This window comes from Desulfitobacterium hafniense DCB-2, from assembly GCF_000021925.1.
GTDB classification, from domain to species: Bacteria; Bacillota; Desulfitobacteriia; order Desulfitobacteriales; family Desulfitobacteriaceae; genus Desulfitobacterium; species Desulfitobacterium hafniense.
Genome location: NC_011830.1, coordinates 3,542,708 through 3,565,674, shown reverse-complemented (window position 1 = coordinate 3,565,674; position 22,967 = coordinate 3,542,708). Strand labels below are relative to the sequence as shown.

22 protein-coding genes are annotated in these 22,967 nt (G+C 46.5%); 15 read left to right on the top strand and 7 right to left on the bottom strand.

Annotation, left to right across the window (positions count from 1 at the left end; all coding sequences use genetic code 11):
* Positions 1-238: 238 nt before the first annotated feature.
* The 4 genes from DHAF_RS16615 to DHAF_RS16600 all read left to right on the top strand — a co-directional run bounded on the left by DHAF_RS16615 (position 239) and on the right by DHAF_RS16600 (position 2,768).
* Positions 239-805: an RNA polymerase sigma factor gene (locus DHAF_RS16615; protein ID WP_015944541.1), complete on the top strand. Its 567-nt coding sequence runs from the start codon at positions 239-241 to the stop codon at positions 803-805.
* Positions 795-1,559, top strand: a complete 765-nt coding sequence (locus tag DHAF_RS16610; protein WP_015944540.1) for a DUF4367 domain-containing protein — start codon at positions 795-797, stop codon at positions 1,557-1,559. The genes DHAF_RS16615 and DHAF_RS16610 overlap by 11 nt, the downstream gene beginning before the upstream one ends.
* Before the next feature lie 87 nt (positions 1,560-1,646).
* Entirely contained in the window at positions 1,647-2,078 is a 432-nt protein-coding gene (locus DHAF_RS16605) for a hypothetical protein (RefSeq protein WP_015944539.1), read from the top strand.
* Positions 2,079-2,186: 108 nt separating this feature from the next.
* Entirely contained in the window at positions 2,187-2,768 is a 582-nt protein-coding gene (locus tag DHAF_RS16600; protein WP_015944538.1) for an alanine--tRNA ligase, read from the top strand.
* A 152-nt stretch (positions 2,769-2,920) separates the two neighbouring features.
* Here the strand turns inward: DHAF_RS16600 and DHAF_RS16595 are convergent, their stop codons facing one another.
* A complete protein-coding gene (locus DHAF_RS16595; RefSeq protein ID WP_015944537.1) occupies positions 2,921-3,586 on the bottom strand; it encodes a hypothetical protein in 666 nt (221 codons plus the stop codon).
* A gap of 220 nt (positions 3,587-3,806) precedes the next feature.
* On the opposite strand from DHAF_RS16595, the gene DHAF_RS26140 reads away from it, so the two are divergent.
* A complete protein-coding gene (locus tag DHAF_RS26140) occupies positions 3,807-3,983 on the top strand; it encodes a hypothetical protein (protein ID WP_015944536.1) in 177 nt (58 codons plus the stop codon).
* 28 nt (positions 3,984-4,011) lie between these two features.
* Here DHAF_RS26140 and DHAF_RS16590 read toward each other — a convergent pair whose 3' ends face one another.
* From DHAF_RS16590 to DHAF_RS16580, 3 genes are all read right to left on the bottom strand, one after another.
* A complete protein-coding gene (locus DHAF_RS16590) occupies positions 4,012-4,833 on the bottom strand; it encodes a DUF3102 domain-containing protein (RefSeq protein ID WP_015944535.1) in 822 nt (273 codons plus the stop codon).
* 169 nt (positions 4,834-5,002) lie between these two features.
* Positions 5,003-5,245 carry a DUF2922 domain-containing protein gene (locus DHAF_RS16585; protein WP_015944534.1) on the bottom strand — a complete coding sequence of 81 codons (243 nt, stop codon included), beginning with the start codon at positions 5,243-5,245 and terminating at the stop codon, positions 5,003-5,005.
* A 34-nt stretch (positions 5,246-5,279) separates the two neighbouring features.
* Positions 5,280-5,501: a DUF1659 domain-containing protein gene (locus tag DHAF_RS16580; protein ID WP_015944533.1), complete on the bottom strand. Its 222-nt coding sequence runs from the start codon at positions 5,499-5,501 to the stop codon at positions 5,280-5,282.
* Between the two features lie 225 nt (positions 5,502-5,726).
* On the opposite strand from DHAF_RS16580, the gene DHAF_RS16575 reads away from it, so the two are divergent.
* The 6 genes from DHAF_RS16575 to DHAF_RS16550 all read left to right on the top strand — a co-directional run bounded on the left by DHAF_RS16575 (position 5,727) and on the right by DHAF_RS16550 (position 10,901).
* A complete protein-coding gene (locus DHAF_RS16575) occupies positions 5,727-6,779 on the top strand; it encodes an ArsR/SmtB family transcription factor (RefSeq protein WP_015944532.1) in 1,053 nt (350 codons plus the stop codon).
* A gap of 2 nt (positions 6,780-6,781) precedes the next feature.
* Complete coding sequence (locus tag DHAF_RS16570; protein WP_015944531.1) at positions 6,782-7,591, top strand: ABC transporter permease; 810 nt, start codon at positions 6,782-6,784, stop codon at positions 7,589-7,591.
* A 21-nt stretch (positions 7,592-7,612) separates the two neighbouring features.
* Positions 7,613-8,611, top strand: coding sequence for an ABC transporter ATP-binding protein (locus DHAF_RS16565; RefSeq protein ID WP_015944530.1), 999 nt, complete (start codon positions 7,613-7,615; stop codon positions 8,609-8,611).
* Positions 8,608-9,423 carry an ABC transporter permease gene (locus DHAF_RS16560; RefSeq protein WP_015944529.1) on the top strand — a complete coding sequence of 272 codons (816 nt, stop codon included), beginning with the start codon at positions 8,608-8,610 and terminating at the stop codon, positions 9,421-9,423. Before DHAF_RS16565 ends, DHAF_RS16560 begins: the two co-directional genes overlap by 4 nt.
* A gap of 239 nt (positions 9,424-9,662) precedes the next feature.
* The gene (locus DHAF_RS16555; protein WP_005811261.1) at positions 9,663-10,331 is read left to right on the top strand and encodes a PspA/IM30 family protein; all 669 of its coding nucleotides are present in this window, start codon (positions 9,663-9,665) and stop codon (positions 10,329-10,331) included.
* 36 nt (positions 10,332-10,367) lie between these two features.
* Complete coding sequence (locus DHAF_RS16550; RefSeq protein ID WP_015944528.1) at positions 10,368-10,901, top strand: NfeD family membrane protein; 534 nt, start codon at positions 10,368-10,370, stop codon at positions 10,899-10,901.
* Positions 10,902-11,226: 325 nt separating this feature from the next.
* On the opposite strand, the gene DHAF_RS16545 is transcribed toward DHAF_RS16550, so the two are convergent.
* Positions 11,227-12,528 (bottom strand): IS110-like element ISDha10 family transposase, encoded by a 1,302-nt coding sequence (locus DHAF_RS16545; protein WP_015942795.1) that lies wholly within the window; start codon positions 12,526-12,528, stop codon positions 11,227-11,229.
* Between the two features lie 343 nt (positions 12,529-12,871).
* Here DHAF_RS16545 and DHAF_RS16540 point away from each other — a divergent pair, with 343 nt between their 5' ends.
* On the top strand, positions 12,872-14,359 hold the full coding sequence (locus DHAF_RS16540; RefSeq protein WP_011460095.1) for a flotillin family protein: 1,488 nt from the start codon (positions 12,872-12,874) through the stop codon (positions 14,357-14,359).
* A gap of 74 nt (positions 14,360-14,433) precedes the next feature.
* Here DHAF_RS16540 and abc-f read toward each other — a convergent pair whose 3' ends face one another.
* Positions 14,434-16,344, bottom strand: a complete 1,911-nt coding sequence (abc-f, locus tag DHAF_RS16535) for a ribosomal protection-like ABC-F family protein (protein ID WP_011460094.1) — start codon at positions 16,342-16,344, stop codon at positions 14,434-14,436.
* Between the two features lie 198 nt (positions 16,345-16,542).
* Positions 16,543-16,653: an RAxF-45 family protein gene (locus tag DHAF_RS26800; RefSeq protein WP_015944527.1), complete on the bottom strand. Its 111-nt coding sequence runs from the start codon at positions 16,651-16,653 to the stop codon at positions 16,543-16,545.
* 313 nt (positions 16,654-16,966) lie between these two features.
* On the opposite strand from DHAF_RS26800, the gene DHAF_RS16530 reads away from it, so the two are divergent.
* The 3 genes from DHAF_RS16530 (at position 16,967) to DHAF_RS16520 (ending at position 22,915) form a co-directional block, all read left to right on the top strand.
* Positions 16,967-18,979 (top strand): methyl-accepting chemotaxis protein, encoded by a 2,013-nt coding sequence (locus DHAF_RS16530; RefSeq protein ID WP_011460093.1) that lies wholly within the window; start codon positions 16,967-16,969, stop codon positions 18,977-18,979.
* Positions 18,980-19,102: 123 nt separating this feature from the next.
* Entirely contained in the window at positions 19,103-20,929 is a 1,827-nt protein-coding gene (locus tag DHAF_RS16525) for an ASKHA domain-containing protein (RefSeq protein ID WP_011460092.1), read from the top strand.
* A gap of 132 nt (positions 20,930-21,061) precedes the next feature.
* Positions 21,062-22,915, top strand: a complete 1,854-nt coding sequence (locus tag DHAF_RS16520; protein ID WP_015944525.1) for an AAA family ATPase — start codon at positions 21,062-21,064, stop codon at positions 22,913-22,915.
* Positions 22,916-22,967 lie beyond the last annotated feature (52 nt).

Genomic DNA, 22,967 nt, shown 5'->3' with positions numbered 1-22,967 from the left:
TTAATTTCTATATAATATAAACAACCGACATGAGTTTTTGCAACAAGTTATTTTGATTCTGAATCCAAAGACAAGCCTGGGCAGAAATGCCAGGCTGAATTTTTTAGATCGGCTGTTCCTTAGTTACAAAACAAAATCATGTTCAGATGCTTCCCTCCTAACCCCTCTGTAGTTACCATAAACACCTATTTAAAGGAATATGTGTTATTATTGTTATGAGAGGAGGAGTGAATGTGCGGTGCTGATGTTGTTAACCGGTATAAAGGATGATGGCGATAGAGCTTTTATATTAAGTTTATATCAGGATTATTACGGTCTCGTCCGTAAGAAGATTATGGATATCACCCGTGATCAGGAAAGCCTGGAAGATCTGATCAATGATACCTTTATTAAACTTATGGAAAAGATTTCTTTAATTCGAACTTTAGAGTGTTGCAAAACTGCCGCCTATGTTGTCTATACTGCTAGAAGCGTGGCGATTAACTTTATAAAACACAGAGATGTGGAAAATAAATATTTGTTTTATGGGGCAGGGGAAGATTTAGCTGAGAAGATTCCTGACTATGAAGCAGTTGAGGAGAGCATTATTCGCGAGGAACGAATTGAAGAGCTGGGTAAGGCCATAGCCAAGCTTCCTGAAAAAGAAAAAGATTTGTTGTATTTTAAATATATCCTGGAAATGGATAATGAGCAGCTTGGGCAAATCTTAGGCATAGCTTCCGCCAGTGTACGGCAGTATTTGACCAGAAGCCGCCGCAAGGCCAAAAAGCTAATCGACAAGGAGGTGAATCAGGATGGCAAATAAGAGCTCGGAACAAACCCGCAAAAAGCTCTATGAGGATTATGAAGACAGCTTATTCAGGTTGATTATGGATGAAGCTGCTGAAAAAGAGGGAAAGGGTTATTTAGAAGAAATTGAACGCTTAAAAAGTGAACCGGAGTTTTTGCCATCCCAGGAAGCACTTGAGAAATTTAACCGACGACTGGATACCTACTTCAAAAAAGGGAATGCCGCCCTCAGAAGGAAGCGTATTATAGGCATTTCCAATAGAGCGGCTATAGCCATGCTGATTGTCATTGCGTTGTTATTTACTACAGTAGCGAGTGTGCAGGCGTTAAGAGTTAAGGTATTGAACTTATTTATAGATATTCAACAGGATCATACCTCTTTTCAAATAAGGGATGAGGATAATCGTGCCAATAGGGAAGGACCGGTTGTTAATTGGACTAAGGCCTATGTGCCGACATATATACCGGAAGGATATGAAGTCAGCAAAGTTTCCAACGGAACTTTTGTAAAAACAATTGTGTTCAGCGACCAGCAGGATTCCACTATCTCCTACTCGGAATTAAGAGAAGGAAGTGAACTCGCACTGGATACAGAGAATGCTGATAAATTTGAAGCCATCGACATCAATGGGCATCAGGGAAGAGTCATCGTTAAAAATTCTGTAGTTACGATCGTTTGGGAAATGGATGGTTGTATGTTTTGGATTTATTCTCAGATCGATGAAGATATAGTGATAAAGATAGCCCGAAGTGTAAAATATGTAGAGTAGCGTAGTATAAAAAGAAAATAAAAATCTGTTGCAAAAACCTTCCTTGGTTGTCTCTTTTTACGAGAAAAACTCAGGAGGGTTTTATTTATGAAAAAAGTTGTTTGTATGTTTCTCATTGTTTTTATGACCGTATTCTCCGTCATACCGGCATATGCGATGAGAGGTGAAAACCTGAAGGAACAAAGTATTATAGCCCCTTTATACACATATATCTACGCTATAGTTCCAGGTCTATCGATTGACTCATCAGGAAGATCAACCTCTTTTGGGGCGGCTTCGACTTACAGCAGTTCTCATACAATAACTTTAAATGTTGAATTACAGAAACTTTCCGGAAACAGTTGGATTAGGATTAAAGACTGGAGTGTATCTGGGCCGGGCGTTCCTGGAGTTGAAACAATAAATGATTACTATGTTACCAGGGGAACTTATCGGGTCTGTGTTACTGTCAAAGTATACGATGCTTCCGGTAGGCTCTTGGAAACCCAATCTGAGTATTCGGCCACAAAAACATATTAATGGTTAGCTTTTAGATTTCAAAGTGGCATAGAAAAAGGCAAGCTACATAAGCAAGCTGACTCCGTACCTCAATGTCAGAAATTTAAAATGGAACAAGGGTGATTCGGAATGAAAATTTCACAGAAAGCTATCGTCATCCTCCTTGTGCTGCTCACTATAGGTCTGGGAACCGCCTTGGCAATCCAGATTAGCGAAAAAAATGAACTGGCTTCCCAACTGAGGAAAGCTACTGCTGAAGTGGATCAAAGAGTAGAAGAGATACTAGACGAAAGAAAAGCAGCAAGAGAAAAACATCAGGATGCACAGGACAAACTGTATCAAGCAGTATCCCTATGCGGTGTCTACGACAGCTTTTTTGTGAATTCAGCTAAAAACTGGGGAATAGAACTCCCGCTGTATGAATATGACCTAAAGGATCAGGAGATTGTAGAGAAAGCGGAAGCCTATATCCAAAGCCAGATAAACCCTGAGCAGGAATTGATCTATAAAATGGGGCCCGTCACTCAGAAAGAAAACGGGGACTATATTGTAAAATTTATCACCTATAACAAATTGGGTTTGGATACACATTTGAACAGAGATCCTGCTGATTTGGATAAGGATTTGGCTAAGATTACAAGAATTATGCTGATTCCGCTAAAAGGCTATAGTCTTAAATATAGTGATGGTCATTTTGAGTACTGGGGGTAGCATGAAAAAGTATCTTATGTGATCTTGGCTGGTTTATCCTTAGATTAAGGGGGAGCCAGCTTTTTCTTGTTGCAAAAAGGGACCTTGGTTGTCTTAACTTATGAGAAAGCAAGGTATTGCTTGCAGATAGGTAAGATTTTAGGCTCAAATTTTTACAGTGCGTTTGTCATATAAGCAAGCATATCAATTTCTTTGGCCAGCCAGGGTCCGCAGCCAGGAAGGGCATGAATCTCCCAGAGGTTATCATTTTGAGGGTCCTGAACTCCTAAGAAAGCGTTACTCTCACAATCAGGATCAATATAGATAATGAGATCCTTATGGGTCCAGGTATTCATTCCCTGACCGGGGATATAAGGCTTGTAATTCAGCCTGATCCAACTATGCTTACTGCCGGTATGATCATAAAAAAGCATCGTTTCATCATGGGGAAGGTTTAGCTCGCTTTCTTTAATGACGGGAAGCTCTGCGGCACTTTTTTTCTCACTTTCAGTATCGGTGAATTCACTGCGGGATACCATCCACAGTATCTGCTCAATATCGGATATCAGTCCATAACTGCCAAGAGTTCGTAATTTATCGGAAGCATCATTGTTTATCCCCACGCATAACCAGAGCTTATCCCAGCCCCGTTGGTAAATGATAGATTCCAGTACCGGCCGATCCTGAGGCAGATCTTCCAGGGAACGGGATAATCCGGGAAGGGATTCCGGCAGCGTCTCCGGGGAATTTACTGTGTTTGACTTAGCCGCTGTGCTGCAGGCAGTGCTCAGGGTCAGGGTGAGTACCAGTATCAAGCCTATAGACGATATTTTTTTCATTCCTCATTCTCCCCAATGATTAGTTTCGTAAATATTAGACAACTAACCTGATAATTTGCAACAAGCAATCTGGCTGTATCAACCCCAAACTTACCGTGCCATAAAAAAATTAAATAGTTGATTCTGTAACCTTATCGCCGGATAAACCCTCTAAATAGTAGGGGAGTAAATTCGGCCGGCTGTTAAGCACAGTAGGGCAGCTAAGAAAGGAGGTAAGGGAATGAAATGGAAGAGTATGAACGAGCGGCAATTGGATGAGGCGATCAAAAGGGAGATTGAAAAGGAATTATCCCTCATTCCAGTTCCCGATGTGGATGAGGAATGGAAAAAATTTCTCTTGCGGCTTGAAGAATTGGAGTCTGAAAATAAGAAAGACCGGGACGGCAGCCCCGGTTGAGATGGCCGCTAAGGTTAGCTTCGGCTCTTTATGACGACAGCATGTTTCCCATTTTTCCGATAAACTCACCGATCTCGCCTTTGTATTTTTGGTGGGTTTCCGGGTCTGCCGGGGCTAATTTCGTCAGCTCCTTCAGCAACTCGTTGAAGGATTTGGTCAGGCTATCGAAATGAAAAATAATTTTGTTGGCTGATACTTTAGCCCGGGCGGTCTGGAGCTCTTTTTCCAGGGCGGCGATTTTGCCGGCCGAGGCGTCCCCTTTTTTGGCGGTCTCCAGTTGCTCCTGCAGGGTTCTGATGGTGGCCTCATTCGTTCTGCCCGCCGCCTTCAGCCCTGAGGCCTGCTTTCTCAGCTCGTCCCGCTCGGCGGTTAATTGAGTAATGGTGCCGGTGTTGGAATCCACGGTTTCCTGGAGCTCCGCATTTTTGCCGAGAGCCTCATCTCTTTCTTTAACAGCTTGCTGGAGTTCCCGGGTGGACATAGCGGACACATCATTCTCGACGATGAATGACTCACGTTCAGTCTCCGGAACCCCCAGAAGGATAACCGCTTGGGTGTAGCTTAAACTCGTCATCGCTTCCGAATTTGCGCCGGCCTGGTGGTCGGCGGCCAGTTTGGACCCGTACTCCGCGAAGACGCGCATCAGTTTATTGGCCGTGCTTTGGGAGTAACTCACCGAACTTTCCAGCCATTTCTGCCATTCACCGTGATTGACCATGGCCTTGGCCTCCGTCAGGCGGCGGCCAATCTCAATGGCACTGTGCAGGAGGATCTTTCCGGTTTGCTCTTTGATACTGTTGATTTCAGCCGCAATGATTTGAGGTGTGCGGCTGTTTAGTTCCAGATCCATACAATCTGCCCCTTTACTTATTATTCAGCTTTTCCAGTAGAAAAGCTCCATAAGATTCCGGCGGCAGGGCCGGACCCGGTCAGAAGAGCGGCCTGAATGGCCGCTAAGGAGTAAATGGTTTCAGCCGGCGGGATCTCCCCCGCCCGCAGGATATCTCTCATCTGCAGAATTAATACTGAGGCGGATCATATAAATCCGCAGTGGTCGTATCGACGACCTTGATGTCCTTCAGGCCGATCAGTTCCCCTCCGGCTGTCATGAACATATTTTTAGCCAGGATAAGGTTCGTGGCGGCCTCTGCTTCGACAGCGGTTAAATCCTCCCTGGGAGACGGTAAGGTAAGAGTAAAGGTGCTCCCCTGGGTAGTGGCGAAAGTCAGACGCAGGATCTTCTGCTGCGTGCTCTCTGCCATAGTAATCCCTCCTTATGATGGGTTTTTATTAGACTTACTCTTCAATGAGCTCAAAGCGGTTATTCCGGGTTACGGAGATCAAGGGATAGTCCAGCAGCTCGAACAGCGCAACCGCTACTTCATAAATATCTTCGTCAGCTGTGTCCGTCTTAAGCCAGGAAATGCTCTTTTGCCGGATAACCGGAGAGCCGTTGACCATTCCGGTCTGATACCGGAGGATCATTTCAGTGACCAACGGCGTAGAAATGACGGTCATGATTCTTTTCCCCCTTGTGCTGGTTTTTGACCGGCCTTGAAAGGCCCTGTCACTATACTCTATGCACCCTGTCCAGCCGGGGTTACTCTTGTCTCCTAAAAGATCTTGACATCCGATAGACATATCTCTATAATTTAGACAATTTACCTAAATCCAATCAAGGATTAGCCGAATGGCTAATCAAATGGGGGGAGCGCACTGCTCGGCAATTGGCTGCAAAAACATGTGCTGATCGAATACTCACCGTTTTTAGAGATGGTGGCCAGCCTTCATGTTTTACAGGATCCGGAACACCATCTGGGGAGACTGAACTGGGCACGGGAAACAGAGGCCTTACTTTCCCCTGCTCTGAAAAGGCAACTAGTCGAATTGGGGAAGATTTCCAACGATTGGCTGAATCTTTATGATCTCCATGATCTGGGTAATTTTCAGGAGTCCTCGGTAGAAGAAGGAATCGAAAGGCTTTTGGCAGTTGAGGAGAGACAGTTTGTCTACTGCTTGTTGGGACAGGTCATGCCGCTGGACCACGTTGATCAGTGGTTACAGGGGAACGAGGTAGATAAGGAGCAATGGCGGAAGCAACGGCCCCTTTTACTCAAGCCTGCCACTTGGCGCCGACAGTTTGCAGAGGTGCTCTTCACCTATTATCAGGAGTATTTTTCTAAAGAGCTGCGCCGGATCGAGCCCTGGCTGATTTCCTCCGTACATACCTTCCAGGAAAGGCTTCGTAAAGAGCCTTTGGAGGCCATGGAATCCATTCATCCGCGTTTTGTCCTGCGGGAACAGGAAATTCTTTTCTATAAAGCTCAGACCTGGCGCTTTTCCTATCAGGATATCTCCGGAATTATGGTTCGGCCGTCCACTTTTATAGCCCCTCATCTTTTAATGGGGACCAATGAAGCTGCAGTTACTGTGGGATACGCGGTAACCGTTCCCGGTGCGGAACGCTATGACGCTGTCCCCAGGGATTTGCTGGGTATTATGAACGCCATGTCGGATGAGAGCCGGATGAAGATTCTCAGGCAGGTGTTTTATCATCCCTACTGTACCCAGCAGTTAGCAGAGATGTACAATCTTTCCGAAGCAACGGTGTCCAAGCATTTGAAAGTTTTAAGCCGGGCGGGGTTGGTTTATAGTCAACGTAAAGGAAACTATGTGTTTTATTACGGGGACAGGAACAGGATTCAGCTGATCCCTGTAGATTTGAATCAGTTTTTTGACCAACCTCTTCTTGACCAACCGATCCTTGATCAATTGAATGAGCGGAAGGGGAAATAGAGATGTGGCAAACCTTCAGAGCCACTTTCCGGCGCAATTATCTCACCATGCGCCGGGCTTATCCGTGGTCCTTTTTTATAGGCAATATCTTAAGTGCCGTCTACACGGTTTTGTTTGCTTATCTAACCTATAACTACGTCTTTTTAGGCCAGATGGAAACCCGGTTTGCGGATTTTGCCGGAACCGGGGATTATATCTCCTACGTAGTGCTGGGAGGAACAGTGTATTCTTTAGCTGTATCCATGCTCATGATCGTCAGCCGTGCTCTGATCACGGAGCTCAGGGAAGGAAGCCTGGAAGCACTGCTGTTAACCCCATCTTCCCGCAAAGGTTATTTCCTGGGAACAGGGCTGCAGGGATTGATGCGTGTCGGAATAGAGTTCAGTGTTATCATCCTGATCGGCTGGTTTCTTGGGCTTAATCTGACCCATATCAATGGGCTGACCGCCTTTATCGTCCTATCGATCACGATAGGCTCTTTTTTTGCCCAAGCTTTAGTCTTGGGGTCAATCATGCTCTACTTTCGCGATACTTACATAACTCAAAACACACTTTTCATCGTGATGGCGCTGGTGTCGGGGGTGACGTTTCCCGTTCAGTACTTGCCTGGCTGGCTGCAGCCACTGAGCATGATGATGCCGCTGAATTATGGGCTGCAGGCTTTCCGGAGCAGTGTCATAGAGGGAAGTGGGCTGTGGGCCAGCAGAAATGAGCTCACTTCATTGATCGTCCTCAGTTTAATTTATTTTGGGATTGGGATATGGGCTGTTCAGGTCACAGAAAAAAGGGTTGTGGAAAAGATCTTTGATTAATTGATATAGGGAGGCTGGAACATGTTAACAGCTATAAATTTGCGCAAAGTTTTTGTCACCAAGGAAAAAAAGGGGCCTTGGCGAAGCCGGAAAAAAGAAGTAGTGGCCGTCAATACCTTGGATTTGGCAATAAGACCGGGGGAAATCGTTGGGCTGCTGGGAATAAACGGAGCCGGTAAAACCACCACGATCAAAATGCTCTCCACCCTATTGGTGCCTACAGCCGGAAGCATTATGGTTGATGGAACAGATGCCGTAAAGGAACCTATGAAGGTGAAGAAACGCATTAATATGATTGCCGGGGGCGAGCGGATGCTCTACTGGCGATTGACGGCACGGGAGAATCTAGCCTATTTTGGCAGTTTATATGGATTAAGCGGGAAAGCGCTGACGGAGCGCATCCATCGTTTGCTGCAAGCGGTGGAACTGGAAGCTGCCGCCGATACTCCGGTGGAGCAGTATTCAAAAGGGATGAAACAAAGGCTGCAAATTGCCCGGGGCCTGATCAATAACCCCAGTTATCTTTTTCTTGATGAGCCGACTTTAGGGTTGGATGCCCCTATCGCGAAACATTTGCGGGAGCATATACGCAATCTGGCTGTTAAGGAGGGAAAAGGGATCCTTTTAACCAGTCATTATCTCACGGAAGTTGAGGCCCTGTGTGAACGGGTCTATATCATTGATCAGGGTGAATTGGTGCTCCATGATAGCCCGGAGAGGATTATCCAGAAAGTGGCTGCAGGTGAAATTCTTTCTCTTTGGGTTTCCGGGCTTCTGCCTGCAACCCAGGAACACCTGAGACAAATGCTGGTGCCCCTTGAAGCTTCATTAACCATCCTGGAGCAAAGTGATGGGGTGGAGCTGCGTATACAGTCTAAGGGAGAGATTACGGCACAGGTGCTGAAATTTTTATTTGAGCATGGTGTCATTCCTCATCGTTTGGAGGTGGAAAAACCAAAGCTTGAGGATGCTATCCTAAAGCTGGCCGGAAGAGAGGAAAAAGGGAGGAAAAAAGCATGAAAGAACTCATTCAGGTTTTGGGGGCCGAGATGAAAAAAAGCCATCGTCTCAATTTTCATAGCTCACTTATTTATTTCTCTTTACTTGTCTGGCCGGCTATTACTTATGTCTCAGCCTACTATTCATTTAAGCCCTTTGATTTGGGGGAGTACAGTCCTCTGAACCGTTTTTTGAGCGCTGAGAATATAGGCTTGTTTCTTTTAACCGGGTATTTAGGATATATTTTCTTCTGGTCCCTGGTCCAATCCGCCTGGCAGATGTCCTTTGAACGGTATGCCGGGACCATAGAACTGATCTTTCTTTCCCCTGTATCCCGCTTGGGAGTAATTTATGGGCGGGCTGCCGCTGATCTTTTGGCAGGAGTATGGCTTTTTTCCACCTTCGCTTTTTTGGCGGCGGTGTTGGTGGGCGGCGTTCAGATAGCCGGTTGGTGGAGCGTTCCTTTAGGGTTGCTGGTTCTGGCAGTTTCAGCTGTGATTTGGGGTGGATTTTTAAATGTGATTTTCTTATTTTCCAGGGACTCGGGTTTTCTCTACACTATCCTGGATGAACCCATGCTGATTTTTTCCGGAGTGCGTATTCCCGTTGCCGCCCTGCCTTGCTGGGGAAAGCTGATCGCCTTGGTATTTCCCCTTACCTATGTCTTGGCGATTCTGAGAGACCTGGTCATCGAAGGATATGGCTTTACTCAGATTCTTCCCTCTTTGGGGGTCTTGCTGGCAGTGCTGGCGGTACTTTTTCTTTTCAGCAGCCGTTTGGTGATCCTTGCCGAAAAGCATGCTTTGAAGACTGGGAATCTTAATTTGTTCTAAAGGGACAAAGAATGGGGATGTGAAAGTGGGGAAACATAATATTTACTAGATTTCCACAAGATTCTTATATTGGAAAGGAATATATCCTAATGATGACGAAATATAGTAGTAGTGCTACTTGAATAGTGCTGCTTAGTGGTCGCGGTCAAGGCTCGATTGTGCAGATGGTTTCTTAGTCAGTTGATGAGAGCCCCCATAGGGCGGCGTCGACTAGGAATAATCTAAAGGGAGTGAGAGTTATGAGTTTATTCAAAAGGGTGAGTGACAACATCAGGGCCAATCTTAACAGTTTGCTGGATAAGGCAGAAGACCCGGAAAAAATGTTGGATCAATATCTGCGGGATATGGAAGAGGATATTGCCGAGGCGGAAGTGGCTGTAGCCAAGCAATTGGCAGTGGCCTGGAAATTCAAAGCTCAGCTGGATGATGCGGTGGCTCTGGTTGAAAAACGGGAAGCTCAGGCTATGGAGGCTTTGGGAAATAACCGTGAAGACCTGGCCCGCCGAGCCCTTGAGGACAAAAAAATCAATAAAGCTAAAAGCGAGGAATTCCGCCGGCAACACGAAAGCAGCAGTGCCATGGCGGAACAGCTTCGCTCTGAATTAAAAGAGATGAAAAACGAATACGAAAAGCTGCGGATTAAGCGGGATACCCTAGTAGCCAGAGCCCAGGCGGCTAAAGCCCAGCAAGAAATCCATGGGGCTGTGAGCGGATTGGGCAAGGACAGCACCCGGCGCAATTTTGACAGAATGGAAGACAAAGTCCTGCGTATGGAAGCCGAGGCCAAGGTTGCGGGGGATTTAAGAGAAAAAGATCTTGATCAGGAATTGGAGTCCCTGGGCAAGGATGCCGAAATAGAGAAAGAATTGGCAGCATTAAAAGAACGCCTTATGACTAAAAACGAGTAAGGGCCGTAGGTTGAACAGCGCGGGGAGGGGATAGTAGTGCTGGAAGTATATTGGATGTGCTTAAGCGGCGGAGTGCTGTTCGCGCTGGTGAGCATTATCTTTGGTGATGTATTAGGAGATATCTTTGACGGTGTATTTGATGCCCTCTCTTTCGATCATGTTGATTTTCTCCATCCCATGGTTTTGGTGGGAGGAGTTACGATCTTCGGCGGGTCCGGGGTGATGTTGAGCCGCTATACGGCTATGGAGCCTGTTCCCGTGGCTCTTCTTTCCTTGATGATTGCTATTGCCCTCTCGATTTTGGTCTATTTTGCCTATGTGAAGCCCATGAAAAACAGTGAGAATTCCACAGGTTTTTCCATGAAGGATCTTGTGGGAAAAATCGGTGAAGTAAGTGTTCCTATCCCGGTGGGAGGTTATGGAGAAGTGATTCTTAGGGTTGGGGCCGGCAATACCAACCAGATCGCGGCCACTCTTGAGCAGGCGGACATACCTGCCGGAACGAGAGTTGTGGTTGGGGAAACGAAAGACGGAGTACTTTATGTATTCCCTTATGATAAGACCAGCTAATTAAAGTCAAGGTGTAATGTAAAAAAAGTTTAGTTCCAAGGTCCAAGAAAAATGGGTATAAGAAACCAAGTCATTGAAAAATCCGAACAATGACCAAATCGAGGTATTTACTATGGGGGGAACGAAACGCTCGGCGCTTGCCAGGCAAACTCTCTTTAATATGGAGTAATACTTTGGGGCATTAGAGACTTTGCCGTCTTCAAGCTTCTAGGTGTTGTTCCGTGTCAATGGGATGATGGCGAGCATATCCTCGGCCTGAGGGCCTCGGTATCCCTCGCATCACCCTTGACACGGGCAAACTTACAATCATGCAACAAAGAGATGTTTAAGCAGCAGGTGCTTGTCTGAGCTTAGTATTTCTCCAGGATTGATGATCCTCAGGTTGCCTGATTTCAAAGGGTTTCTGGTCACGAAGAACAGCAAAGATGTAGTGGAGAAGTTTATGCATTACGGCTACGAGAGCTACCTTTTTCTTCTTGTTCACGCATTTTGCCGCGTAGAATTCTCGCAGAACCGGATTGATCTCATCCCCCTTACGTGTTGTACGAATGGAGGCCATAGCGATGGTAAACAGAATTCTTCTCCCGATCCGTGTGCCGCGTTTCGAGATTTTATTTCGGTCACCCTGGAATTTTCCAGACTGATTGACGGATGGATCCAGCCCAAAGAAAGCTGTCAAGGCCTTAGCCGAGTTGAAAAGCCTAAAGTCTCCGATTTCTGCAATCAGCGTAGCTGCTGTCAGAAAGCCAATACCAGGTATACCATCAAGAAGCTCAATATGACGCTTAGCATCGGCAGGAAAGAGCTCAGAGTCAATCATCGCTTGTATTTGCGTTACAACCCCGTCTAAACTGGCCTGCATGCTTTCGATCCCGTCGATATGGACTTTGATCTTAGCATCCAGCCAAGAGAACTCATGAGGCATGGAGGAAGCAAGCTGGGCACAGTCTTTGAGTTGGTTCACCTTCTTTGTTGCCCAAGCGGTCCCCTTACGACTGGTTTTCGAGATAAGAGAAGTCAGTGAATCGGTATCAGCGGCTAGAATGGCCCGTGGTGAAGGGAAATCTTTCAGAATGGCTAAAGCTGTTTTGCCAAAGGCCCCAGAGAACACATCAAGGAATCCCGGGAACAGAAGATAGAGGTCCGTGGATAGTCTGTTCTTCATCTCGGTGAGGGTATCCGACAGAGCATAATACTCCCGAGTCATCATGCGTAGAGCCAGAATTTGGGGCTCAGGAACCAGAGAAACCTTCACATCTTGGTATTTAGCCAGTCTAGCAATCGCTTCGGCATCCTTACTATCATTTTTCACTTTTCTTAAGTCGAAATTTTTGGTAGAATGAACACTCAAGGGGTTCAGCACAAAACCCTTAAGGTTATTCGACCTCAAGAAGAAGAAGAGTGGTAAATGAAAGATACCCGTAGATTCTACGAAGTAGATGGGCTTTCGTTGTAACCGCTCTTCTTCCTTTTTTAGGATATCGAGCAGTTTATGAAAGCCAGCGGGATTATGATCAATCCGAAAAGGTTTGCGGATGAGTTCCCCAGAGGGAGCGAGCATAGCAACGACAGAGAATTCAGAAGAAACATCGATTCCAACAACAAAGTCATGAAGAAACTGGGACAAATTAACACAACCTTTCCAACAGATGAGTCAGAGCATCCACTAAAAAAGAATGCCAACACCCTTGCATTTGAAACGGGTAACACGAAATCCGTGACCCAACCAGCTAAACATCGAATCATTCTTGTGGAGTGACACGCTTTTTCACGGATAAGCCTCAAAGAGGGATCCAGGAGGTACGCACATCTATCTCTCTGACCAAGAAATGATTATACCAGAGGTTTAGCGATATTGGTTACGTAGAGTGTCAGCTCATTCATCTGAACAATAAGGATTAGGTTTTCAAAGAACGTTCGGGTAGGTTTTTTAACTTAACCCAATATCTATCTTACAAGGAGGAAATATAATGTTGGATTTTTTAGCCATACCGATGATTGTGCTGGCGGTTATTATTGTGCTCGGGTTGGCCTTTTGGGCCAGGTATAAGACGGTAGGTCCGGATCAGGCCATGATCGTCACCGGTTCTTATCTGGGCACGAAAAATGTTTATACCGACGAATCGGGCCGCAAGATTAAAATCGTCCGCGGCGGCGGGGCCTTTATTCTGCCGGTTTTCCAGCAAGCGAAATTTATCTCTCTGCTTTCCCATAAGCTTGACGTTACCACTCCGGAGGTGTACACGGAGCAGGGGGTTCCGGTGATGGCGGATGGGGTGGCTATCATCAAAATCGGCGGTTCGGTGGAAGATGTGGCTACAGCGGCTGAGCAATTTCTCAGCAAGCCTGCTCAGGCTTTAAGTCAGGAAGCCCAGGAAGTTTTGGAAGGACACCTGCGGGCGATTTTGGGGATGATGACTGTTGAAGAAGTCTACCGTAACCGGGATAAGTTCGCTCAGGAGGTTCAGGGGTCGGCAGCCAAGGATTTACGGAAAATGGGTCTGCAGATCGTCTCCTTTACCATCAAAGATATCCGCGACAAAAACGGTTACCTGGAAGCCTTAGGTAAACCGAGGATCGCTATCGTCAAGAGGGATGCCGAAGTTGCGGAAGCGGAAGCAGTGCGTGATGCCCGGATTCAGAAAGCGAAAGCCGCCGAAGAAGGTCAGAAAGCGGAGCTGTTGAGAGATACCAGCATCGCTGAAGCAACGAAAGAAAAGGAACTCAAAGTCGCTTCTTTCAAGAAAGAACAGGATACGGCTATGGCTGAGGCTGACCAAGCCTATCATATTCAGGAAGCCCGTTCCCAACAACAGGTCACAGAAGAGCAGATGAAGGTTACTTTGGTCCAGAAAGAAAAAGAAATCGAGATTCAGGAAAAAGAAATATTGCGCCGCGAGAAGCAATATGATGCTGAAGTGAAGAAAAAGGCCGATGCTGACAGGTATGCAGTGGAACAGGCTGCGGAAGCGGATAAAGCCAAAAGAATGCGGGAAGCTGATGCCCTAAAATATAAGATCGAAGCGGAAGCCAAGGCCAATGCCGAGCAGAAACGCCTGGATGGTCTGGCTATAGCCGAGGCTGAAAGGGCGAAAGGAACGGCTGAAGCAGAAGTGGTCCGCCTGAAGGGATTAGCTGAAGCCGAGGCTAAGGAGAAACTGGCGGAAGCCTTTGAAAAATACGGTCAGGCTGCCGTTCTGGACATTATCGTCAAGATGCTGCCCGAGTTAGCCGGCAAGATCGCCGAGCCCTTGAAAGCCATTGATAAACTGACGGTTGTCGATACCGGAACGGGGCAGGGGGCGGCTAAGTTAAGCAACTATGTCACCACCCTGATGGCCACCGCCCCGGAAATGCTCAACAGCGTGTCGGGCATCGACTTGGACAAACTGGTCAAGCAGCTCACCGGTGAGATTGTGGATGCAGCTGAGCCTGAAGATAAAAATAGGCAGGGATAGTCAGGCCAACCAAAGGTGCGGAAAATTTTCCGCACCTTTATCAATGTGCACATGGCCGCCAGTGGTGCCAGGGACTACTCCAGCAGCTCAAAGATCTCCAGCCAGCGCTTTTCCAATCCTTCCTTCTCTGCATAGACCTGTTGCAATTGGGCCAGGTCCACAATCTCCCGGAGTTGAAGATCCAGGGATGATATCTGCTCCTCCAAGTTCTTGAGCTCTGATTCCAGTTTTTCGAGGCGATAGTCCGGAGTTATTTTATCCCTGGTCGGGAGGGAGTCACTCCCGCCTTGTTTGACCGTCGGTTTCTCTCTTTTGAGTTGTACTTCCTCGTTATGAACCCTCTCATTTTGATGGTGGGCGGTTCCCATCTTCTCTTCCGCATAGCTGAAGTTTCCCTCAAAGCAGTGCACCGCTCCGGCTTCAAGCCAATACACCTTGTGAAAGAGCTTATTGAGAAAGTAACGGTCATGAGAGACAGCCAGCAGGGTTCCATCATAGTTTTCCAGGGCATCCTCCAGGACCTGCAGGGAGTCCATGTCCAGATGATTGGTGGGTTCATCAAGGATCAGGAGATTATTGTCCTGATACATAAGCTGGGCTAAGCGGAGCCGCATCCGCTCCCCGCCGCTCAGCTGAGATACCTTCTTATAAACCATAGGCCCGTAAAAGAGGAAGCGGGCGAGAGTATTTCTGGCCTCTCCTTCAGTCATGGGGATGTCTTCACGGAAAAGATCGATCACTGTTTTTTCTTTCGTGTCGGAGAAAACCTGCTGGGATAGATAGCCAATTTTGACATTGCTGCCGATGCGCACTTCTCCTTGGTCCGGGCTCAGTTCCCCTAAGATCAATTTAATTAAAGTGGATTTTCCCGTGCCGTTTTCACCGACGATGGCAGCCCGCTGCCCAAAAGCAAGGTGGAGGTTGACGTTGGTGAAAAGGGGTTGATTGCCGCTGAAGGCCTTGGCGACATCTTGGAGCAGAACCACATCTTTACCGCTGCGCTCTGAAGCCTCCATCTCCAGATTCATTTTCTTGCGGTTGAGCTGAGGGCGGCTGAGTTTTTCCATGTGCTCCAGGGCCCTTTCGATATTCTTGGCCTGCCGGTAGAGTCCTTCGCCGGAGGGATAAGCCCGATTTGCCCATTCCCGCAAACGCTTGATAGTTTCCTTCATCTTCTTGATCTGCTTTTGCTGTTCTTCGTAATCGTGGAATTCCTTAAGAAGGCGTTCTTCTTTTTCTTTCACATAGCCCGTGTAATTGGTATGGTAATGGTACAGCTCACCGTCCGCTAAATCCAGGATCTTCGTCACGACTTCATCCAGGAAAAAACGGTCATGAGAGATAACCAGGACAGTGCCGTTATAAGTTTTCAGGAAGCTGCCCAGCCACTTGACGGCAAACAGGTCGAGATGATTGGTGGGTTCATCCAATAATAAGAAATCCGGGTTTTTAAGAAGAGTGAGAGCCAACCCGACCTTCGTTTTTTCTCCTCCGCTGAGAGTAGCAAAGGACCTGGGCAGCAAGTCTCCGATGTTGAGTCCCTGGGCTATTTTTTCAAGGTTAGCCTGGATTTCGTAGCCACCTTGGAGTGTGAACTGATTGAGGAGAAGGCCGTAATGTTCCATAAGTTTGTCCAGTCTGGGGTGTTCTTCTTCCATAGACATGGCTGTTTCAAGTTCCCTCATCGTCTCTTCCATCTCTAAAAGTTCGCGATAAGCGATCATCAGAACATCACTGGCCGTTAATCCATCTTCAAAGTCCGGGATTTGCGTAAGATAGCCGGTTTTTGAACCTTTCTTCCAATGGACCTGCCCGGCATCAGGATCTTCTTGGCCGGCCAGCAGCTTGAATAAGGTGGTTTTGCCGCTGCCATTAGGGCCGACCAAGCCGACCCGCTCATTTTCTTGGATCTCCAGGGATATATTCGAAAAAATGGTATTGCCGCCGTACATTTTAGTCACTTTGTTAACACTGCATGCAATCATAATTTACCTCCGTTGTTCATTCAAGCGTTATTCATTCAAGATCTGTAAACACAAAAAAGCCATGGAAAGACATTACCCCCATAGCTAAAAAAGGATACGATGGCACAAAAAAGAGGAGCTTTCAACTCCTCAATAACCACCACATAGTATATAAATAGAAATGGGTAAGAGATGTTTTCGCCGTTTTAGATTTGCTATTCAATTGCTAAAAAAGGGTATAGTAATCCCCTTAAAAGCAAAAGTGGCAAATTTAGCACGGTTAATATATAAGAATTCCATTAAAAATCCGTGCCTAAAAACAGCTTGCATCCCTACTCACCTCCTCAGTAATCCCAGTGATTTTACTATTCTATTCTATCAGGAATAGCATAATTTTCAAGAGCCAGGAAGAATGATTATTAAAAAATAAAAAACGAAAAAACACTTGTTAAAACAATTATTAACAGGTTATAGTAGATTATCGGATAATATTACCTTTTAGCGATAGTATTAAATAAAAATAGGGAGGGGGGAAGGGAAAGCAAGATACAATTTAGGGATAGTTACTTTGGCTGTGACGGTAAGAAGTAAGGGAGATCTCTTAAGTAAAAACAAAGAGGTTCCGGTGGAAAGGTTGAGGAGAATGAATTTTGGCTTGAGAAAGAAATTAGTAGTGAGTTTCATAATACTGATTTCTATTCCTGTGGTTGTCTTGGGGTTTATGTCCTATACTATGGCTGCCAATGCCTTGCAAGAGACGATAGAACAGCAGCTAAGCGATACTACCAAACAAACAGCTGAAGCTATTTCAGGGGATATGAAAGCAGCCCGGAATATTTTAAATGTAATGGCCACCAATGAAAATTTGGCAGAAGTTATTCTTGATCAAAACAATGGGGAACTAAGCTCCCGGGTGTTCACCTATCTGAGTACCCTTCAGAAAGAAAACAGTGATCTGTTTGAAAGTCTGATTCTGACAGATGCTCAAGGCCGGGGGGTAATGGATAACAGCAGCATTAATACGACGGCTGATTATGCCCAGCGAGAGTATGTGCAAGAGGCTTTGCTTGGCTCGGTCTCACTTAGTGATGTGATCATCTCTATGGTTACGGGAAATACTGTAGTCGCGGTAGGCCAACCGATTAAAGCGGATAATCAAGTTGTCGGGGTGCTTATTGGCACAATAAATTTCAATCAGATCGTCAAGCATGCGACAAAAATAAAGATCGGTGAAAGCGGTTATGCTTATATGGTGGATCGGGAGGGATTGCTGGTAAGCCATCCTGTTCAGGAAAAGATACTGACCGAAAATCTGTCCGATACAGCCAGCGGAGAGTTAAAACAGCTGGTCGAGCGCATGAAAGCGGGAGAGGCCGGGGAAGGATTCTATAGCTATGAAGGGGTATATAAATATACTTGTTTTGAGCCTGTAGAGAGCTGGGTAGTAGCTGTGACAGCCAATTATGATGAATATATGGCAGCGGCCTTATCGATCAGGAAACAAACCATTATCCTCATCTTCAGTGCTTTAACCATCGCGCTGCTCATTGCCGTGCTCATCGCCAATAATATTGTCAAGCCGATCAAGCAACTGCAAAGTCTTATGGAGAAGGCAGGACAAGGAGATTTGACCGTTCAGTCGGAGATCAATACCAAGGATGAAATCAAGACTCTGGGCGAATCCTTCAACCAAATGATCAATAGCCAGTCAACTATTGTCAAGCATGTGCGAAGAGGTGCCCAAGATCTTGCCGCATCCTCTGAAGAGCTGGCAGCCTCTTCAGAGCAGGTAAGCACCAGTAGTCAGGAAATCTCAGCCAGCATCCAACATGTGGCCAGGGAGGCGGAGGAGCAGAGCCATGCGGTTTTGGATGCTTCGCAAACTCTAGTGGAATTGTCAAGCATGGTTCAGCTGGCTCAAAACCGGGCTTTAAAAATCAATCAAAGTTCGGAAAATACCAAGCAAGCCGCTCAGGAAGGCCGAATTAAGGTTAATAATACAGTGGAAGCTATCGAAATGATCAATATAAAATCACAAGATACCATGACTGTCCTCCAGGAATTAAATCAATTGTCCACAAAAGTGGGTGAAATTATTACTACGATCAACGCCATTGCGACTCAAACCAATTTGTTGGCTTTGAATGCTGCGATTGAAGCTGCCAGAGCCGGTGAACATGGCAGGGGGTTTGCCGTTGTTGCTGATGAAGTGCGCAATTTAGCCGAGCAATCCAATCTTGGCTCCACTGAAATATCCACCCTGGTCACAGAGATGATTAAACAAACCGAGAAGGCGGTCCAATCGATGCAGCAGGAAAAAGAAGCCGTCGAGAAAGGGGTGGAAGTGGTCAGAGAAACGGATCACACCTTTGCGCAAATCATCAAAGTAGTAGAGGAAACGGTTGGCAATATTAAAGAGATCGTTGAGCTTACGAAGGAGGAGGTTGCTACTTCCGATCAAGTCATTAGTTTGATTGATAAGGTAGCGACGATTACCGAGAATACAACTGCAAACAGCCAACAAGTTGCCGCGGCGGCAGAAGAACAAACCGCTTCAACAGAGACGGTTGCGGCAAGTGCTGAAGAAATCAGTGCCTTAGCGGTTTCTCTTGATGACTTGGTACGGCAATTCCGCACCAAAGAAGCGGGGAAATAAACAAGGGGAGCTCTTGTTCTAAGAAGTTTTTTTCCTTATTGTAAGAATAGTGTTACAATAGAGCCAGAAGCTTAATCATCTGCACTGGATGAGGCATGGGCAGCATACAAGGAGGAGAAAACGATGGTCCAAGTTACGTTTTTACCAGGGAAGAGAGCAATTGAAGTATCGGAAGGCAGCACCGTTATGGAGGCAGCCATCGCGGCAGGGGTGCCCTTGGAAAGCACCTGCGGAGGCAGAGGAACATGCGGGAAATGTAAAGTTCAAGTCGATCCCACCCTGGTCGATCCTGCCCTTGATATGGGGAAATTTCTAAGTGACTCGGAACGAAAGGCCGGCTGGGTTTTAGCCTGCCGCTATAAAGTGGCGGAAGATTTAATCGTCAATCTCAGTGAATCCAAAGATGCTCACCAGCGCAAAACCAATTTAAGCCAGTTGGAGGATATCGACCTGGTGCCAAGCGTAAAAAAATATGAGCTTAAATTGGCTAAGCCGACGGTTCATGATCAGACGCCGGATTGGGACCGCCTCATGGCCGCTTTGCCTTCACCCAAGATTCATTTTAACCGTACTCTGGCGGCAGGACTTCCCCAAATCCTTCATCAGTCCAATTTCCATGTGACTGCGGTTGTGGACGGGAATGCCTTATTGGCTGTGGAGCCGGGAGATACCACTCAGAAAAGCCATGGCTTGGCCATCGATATTGGCACGACGACTACGGTGGTTTATCTGGTGGATCTGCTTCAGGGAAAGATTCTGGACAGCGACGCACTGACGAATCCTCAGCGTGTCTTTGGGGCTGATGTGATTTCCCGGATTACCCATGCGGCTAAGGGACCGGAGCAGTTGCAGCAGCTGCAGACGGTGGTGGTGGAAGGTCTGAATACGATCATCTCCAGATTATGCAAGAGAAATGACTTGAAGCAGGAGGACATCTATCAGGCCGTCGTGGTGGGAAACACCACTATGAGCCATTTATTCCTGGGGATCGACCCAACCTATCTGGCGCCGGCGCCTTTTATTCCCGTGTTCCGTCAGTCTGTTCAGGTGAAGGCTGCGGAGTTGGGACTAAATATTCTTAAGACAGGTCATGTGGTGGTGGTTCCCAATGTGGCGGGTTATGTGGGAGCGGACACGGTAGGAGTGATGATCGCCGCTAAAGTGGATCAGCTGCCCGGTTATACTCTGGCTGTGGATATCGGTACCAACGGAGAAATCATCCTAGCCGGCGGGAAGCGGATTCTTACCTGCTCGACAGCCGCAGGTCCGGCCTTTGAAGGAGCAGAGATTAAATACGGCATGAGGGCAGCGGACGGAGCCATCGAGCGGGTCAAAATCACCGATGATGTGGAACTGGCGGTGATCGGCAATGCCAAACCCATTGGTATCTGCGGTTCAGGCTTGATTGATGCTATTGCCCAAATGGCAGAAGCGGGAGTCATCCATGAAAGCGGACGGATTGTCAATACACCGGAGGATCTGGCCAAGCTCCCTGCCAGGATTCAAGAGCGGATTCGTAAGGCAGAGGGCGGATTTGAATTCGTATTGGCTTGGGGAAAAGACACCGGTTTAAAGGAAGATGTGGTTCTGACCCAAAAAGATATCCGGGAACTGCAGCTGGCGAAAGGGGCTATTCTGGCCGGGATTAAGATTCTCATGAAAGAGATGGGAATCGGCCTGGAGCAGCTGGACCGGGTACTGCTGGCCGGAGCCTTCGGCAACTACATCAGCAAGGAAGCGGCACTGCGGATTGGCCTGCTCCCGGATGTGCCCTTGGAGAAGATCAGAGCGATTGGCAACGCAGCCGGTGATGGGGCCAAAATGATCCTGTTATCCAAAGAGGAACGCAAAAGGGCTGCCCTGTTAGCCGAACTTGCCGAGCATTTGGAATTGTCTACCCGGAGTGATTTCCAGGAGGAGTTTATAGAGGCCTTGTCATTTGAAAAGTAGCACACAGGGGACTGTCGCAGTGGCAGTCCCCTGTATTTTGGCAGGGGAAAGGAAAGAGGAAATGAAGGAAGGATGTGGAATAGTAAAAAGATTGTGAAATAGGCTCAAAAGGAAAGAAAAGAGGTCGCTGTGATGTGGAACTCGCTTAAAAAGATATTGTTTAGTGAATCAATACTCAATGATTCTGTTTTTGAGTGCAGACTTTGCCAGACCACATTCAATATCAAGGAAAGACCTTCGGAAGAGTATCAGCTCTGCCGTGCATGTTTTAAAAAAGCAAATGATCATGTGGAATCAATGATAGAAAGCTTTGAAATGTTAAAAGAAAAAGCAAATAAGGCAGGGCAAGCGGGCAATTCTTATGTGCAAATGCACTATCTAAAGGAAATTCTGGCTAGGCTAACCGAATACAAAGAATCCTATTACAATAAGGGTGTCAACTTTATTGCTGAGGATATCAATCAATTAATAGAAGCGGCTCGTAAAGTACGTGCTGAAGCGGCGAAAGAAGCCAGAGAAAGCAGACGGCGCAGAGTTAAAATGGATGTATCAGAAATGGAAGCCCAGACCGGAGAACAGTGGAAGGAACTTCGTGCCGCTCAGACAAGTGCTCTGAAAAGTATATTAAATTTATACGATACTATAGATAGCAAAGGATATGGATTAAAGGATGGCAGATCTCTGGCCAACGAAGTACTCCAAACCGCAGTACACTTCTTAGCTTATATAGCGATAGCGGATGGTGACTTAACAGAGCTCGAAAGCCAAGTCATCAAGGATTATCTAAGTGTAGGCAGAGCTTATGCCATAGATACGGAAGCCTCAAAAAAATATATAATAGAGAATCCCCAGTTTGCAGAAGAGATCCCATCTTTTATGGATATCACTAAAAAGTTCGATGAAGCCCTGATTGAAGCAGGTGAGCGCTCAGAAGGAACATATGATACTATGACTGGGATTGTCACGCTTTTTGGATATCTGGGTAGGCATTTCTTGTATGAAAGCTGCAATGACATTGATATTAACAAATCGACGGCGTTATACGAGTATTTATTGCATCTCAATGAGTACTTGGAAGATAACGGATGTGAAACAGAATACCTGGGAGAATTCCAAGAGATAGACTCGGAGGGCGTGGCTGTAACCGGCAGTTCTGAGCGCACAGGTTCTGACAAAAGTCTTGAGCAATTACTCCAGGAATTGAATGAACTGATCGGATTAGCCCGGGTTAAAAAGGATCTGAATAGTCTGGTTAATTTGATTAAAGTGCAGAAAATACGCGAGGAACGGGGCTTTAGTCAACCGGCGATGTCCTTGCATTTAGTGTTTTCGGGAAACCCTGGAACAGGAAAAACAACGGTGGCCAGGCTGCTGGCCGAAATATATAAAGCCTTAGGATTGGTTTCCAAGGGCCAGCTTATTGAAACGGACCGTTCAGGACTTGTTGCCGGGTATGTGGGACAAACCGCGCTAAAAACCCAGGAAGTGATCAGTAAAGCGAAAGGCGGTATATTATTTATTGATGAAGCCTATTCGCTTACAGAAAACCGGGGAGAAGCGGATTTCGGAACGGAAGCCATCGATACCCTTGTCAAAGCCATGGAGGATAACCGGGCCGATTTAGTCATCATAGTGGCAGGGTATCCTGAACCAATGGAGCGTTTTCTGGATTCCAACCCAGGCCTGCGGTCACGGTTTAATAAGTTTATTAGCTTTGATGACTATAGCGCGGAGGAATTGCTATTAATTTTAAAATCCATGTGTAAAAAAACGAATCTGAGTCTGTCAAGCCAGGCAGAAGCATATGCCTATTCATTCTTCCAAAAAAGATGTGATTCAGATACATTTGCCAATGCCAGGGATGTAAGAAACTTTTTTGAAAAAGCGCTTGTTAACCAGGCGGATCGGTTAGCACATATTGAAGATTTGAGTGATGAAATGCTGTTTGCCATAGAATATGATGATATAAAGGATATGACTTGTTGAACACAGGGGACTGCCGCAGTGGCAGTCCCCTGTATTTTGGGCTGGATTTGGC

Excerpts from the sequence above, each read along its gene's own strand:
- DHAF_RS16565 (WP_015944530.1), top strand. The coding sequence starts at position 7,613 with ATGTTAACAGCTATAAATTTGCGCAAAGTTTTTGTCACCAAGGAAAAA.
- DHAF_RS16610 (WP_015944540.1), top strand. The coding sequence starts at position 795 with ATGGCAAATAAGAGCTCGGAACAAACCCGCAAAAAGCTCTATGAGGAT.
- DHAF_RS16560 (WP_015944529.1), top strand. The coding sequence starts at position 8,608 with ATGAAAGAACTCATTCAGGTTTTGGGGGCCGAGATGAAAAAAAGCCAT.
- DHAF_RS16580 (WP_015944533.1), bottom strand. The coding sequence starts at position 5,501 with ATGACCGTCATTTCTACGCCGTTGGTCACTGAAATGATCCTCCGGTAT.
- DHAF_RS26140 (WP_015944536.1), top strand. The coding sequence starts at position 3,807 with ATGAAATGGAAGAGTATGAACGAGCGGCAATTGGATGAGGCGATCAAA.
- abc-f (WP_011460094.1), bottom strand. The coding sequence starts at position 16,344 with ATGATTGCATGCAGTGTTAACAAAGTGACTAAAATGTACGGCGGCAAT.
- DHAF_RS16585 (WP_015944534.1), bottom strand. The coding sequence starts at position 5,245 with ATGGCAGAGAGCACGCAGCAGAAGATCCTGCGTCTGACTTTCGCCACT.
- DHAF_RS16605 (WP_015944539.1), top strand. The coding sequence starts at position 1,647 with ATGAAAAAAGTTGTTTGTATGTTTCTCATTGTTTTTATGACCGTATTC.
- DHAF_RS16570 (WP_015944531.1), top strand. The coding sequence starts at position 6,782 with ATGTGGCAAACCTTCAGAGCCACTTTCCGGCGCAATTATCTCACCATG.
- DHAF_RS16555 (WP_005811261.1), top strand. The coding sequence starts at position 9,663 with ATGAGTTTATTCAAAAGGGTGAGTGACAACATCAGGGCCAATCTTAAC.
- DHAF_RS26800 (WP_015944527.1), bottom strand. The coding sequence starts at position 16,653 with ATGCAAGCTGTTTTTAGGCACGGATTTTTAATGGAATTCTTATATATT.
- DHAF_RS16520 (WP_015944525.1), top strand. The coding sequence starts at position 21,062 with ATGTGGAACTCGCTTAAAAAGATATTGTTTAGTGAATCAATACTCAAT.
- DHAF_RS16590 (WP_015944535.1), bottom strand. The coding sequence starts at position 4,833 with ATGGATCTGGAACTAAACAGCCGCACACCTCAAATCATTGCGGCTGAA.
- DHAF_RS16540 (WP_011460095.1), top strand. The coding sequence starts at position 12,872 with ATGTTGGATTTTTTAGCCATACCGATGATTGTGCTGGCGGTTATTATT.
- DHAF_RS16530 (WP_011460093.1), top strand. The coding sequence starts at position 16,967 with ATGAATTTTGGCTTGAGAAAGAAATTAGTAGTGAGTTTCATAATACTG.
- DHAF_RS16525 (WP_011460092.1), top strand. The coding sequence starts at position 19,103 with ATGGTCCAAGTTACGTTTTTACCAGGGAAGAGAGCAATTGAAGTATCG.
- DHAF_RS16595 (WP_015944537.1), bottom strand. The coding sequence starts at position 3,586 with ATGAAAAAAATATCGTCTATAGGCTTGATACTGGTACTCACCCTGACC.
- DHAF_RS16600 (WP_015944538.1), top strand. The coding sequence starts at position 2,187 with ATGAAAATTTCACAGAAAGCTATCGTCATCCTCCTTGTGCTGCTCACT.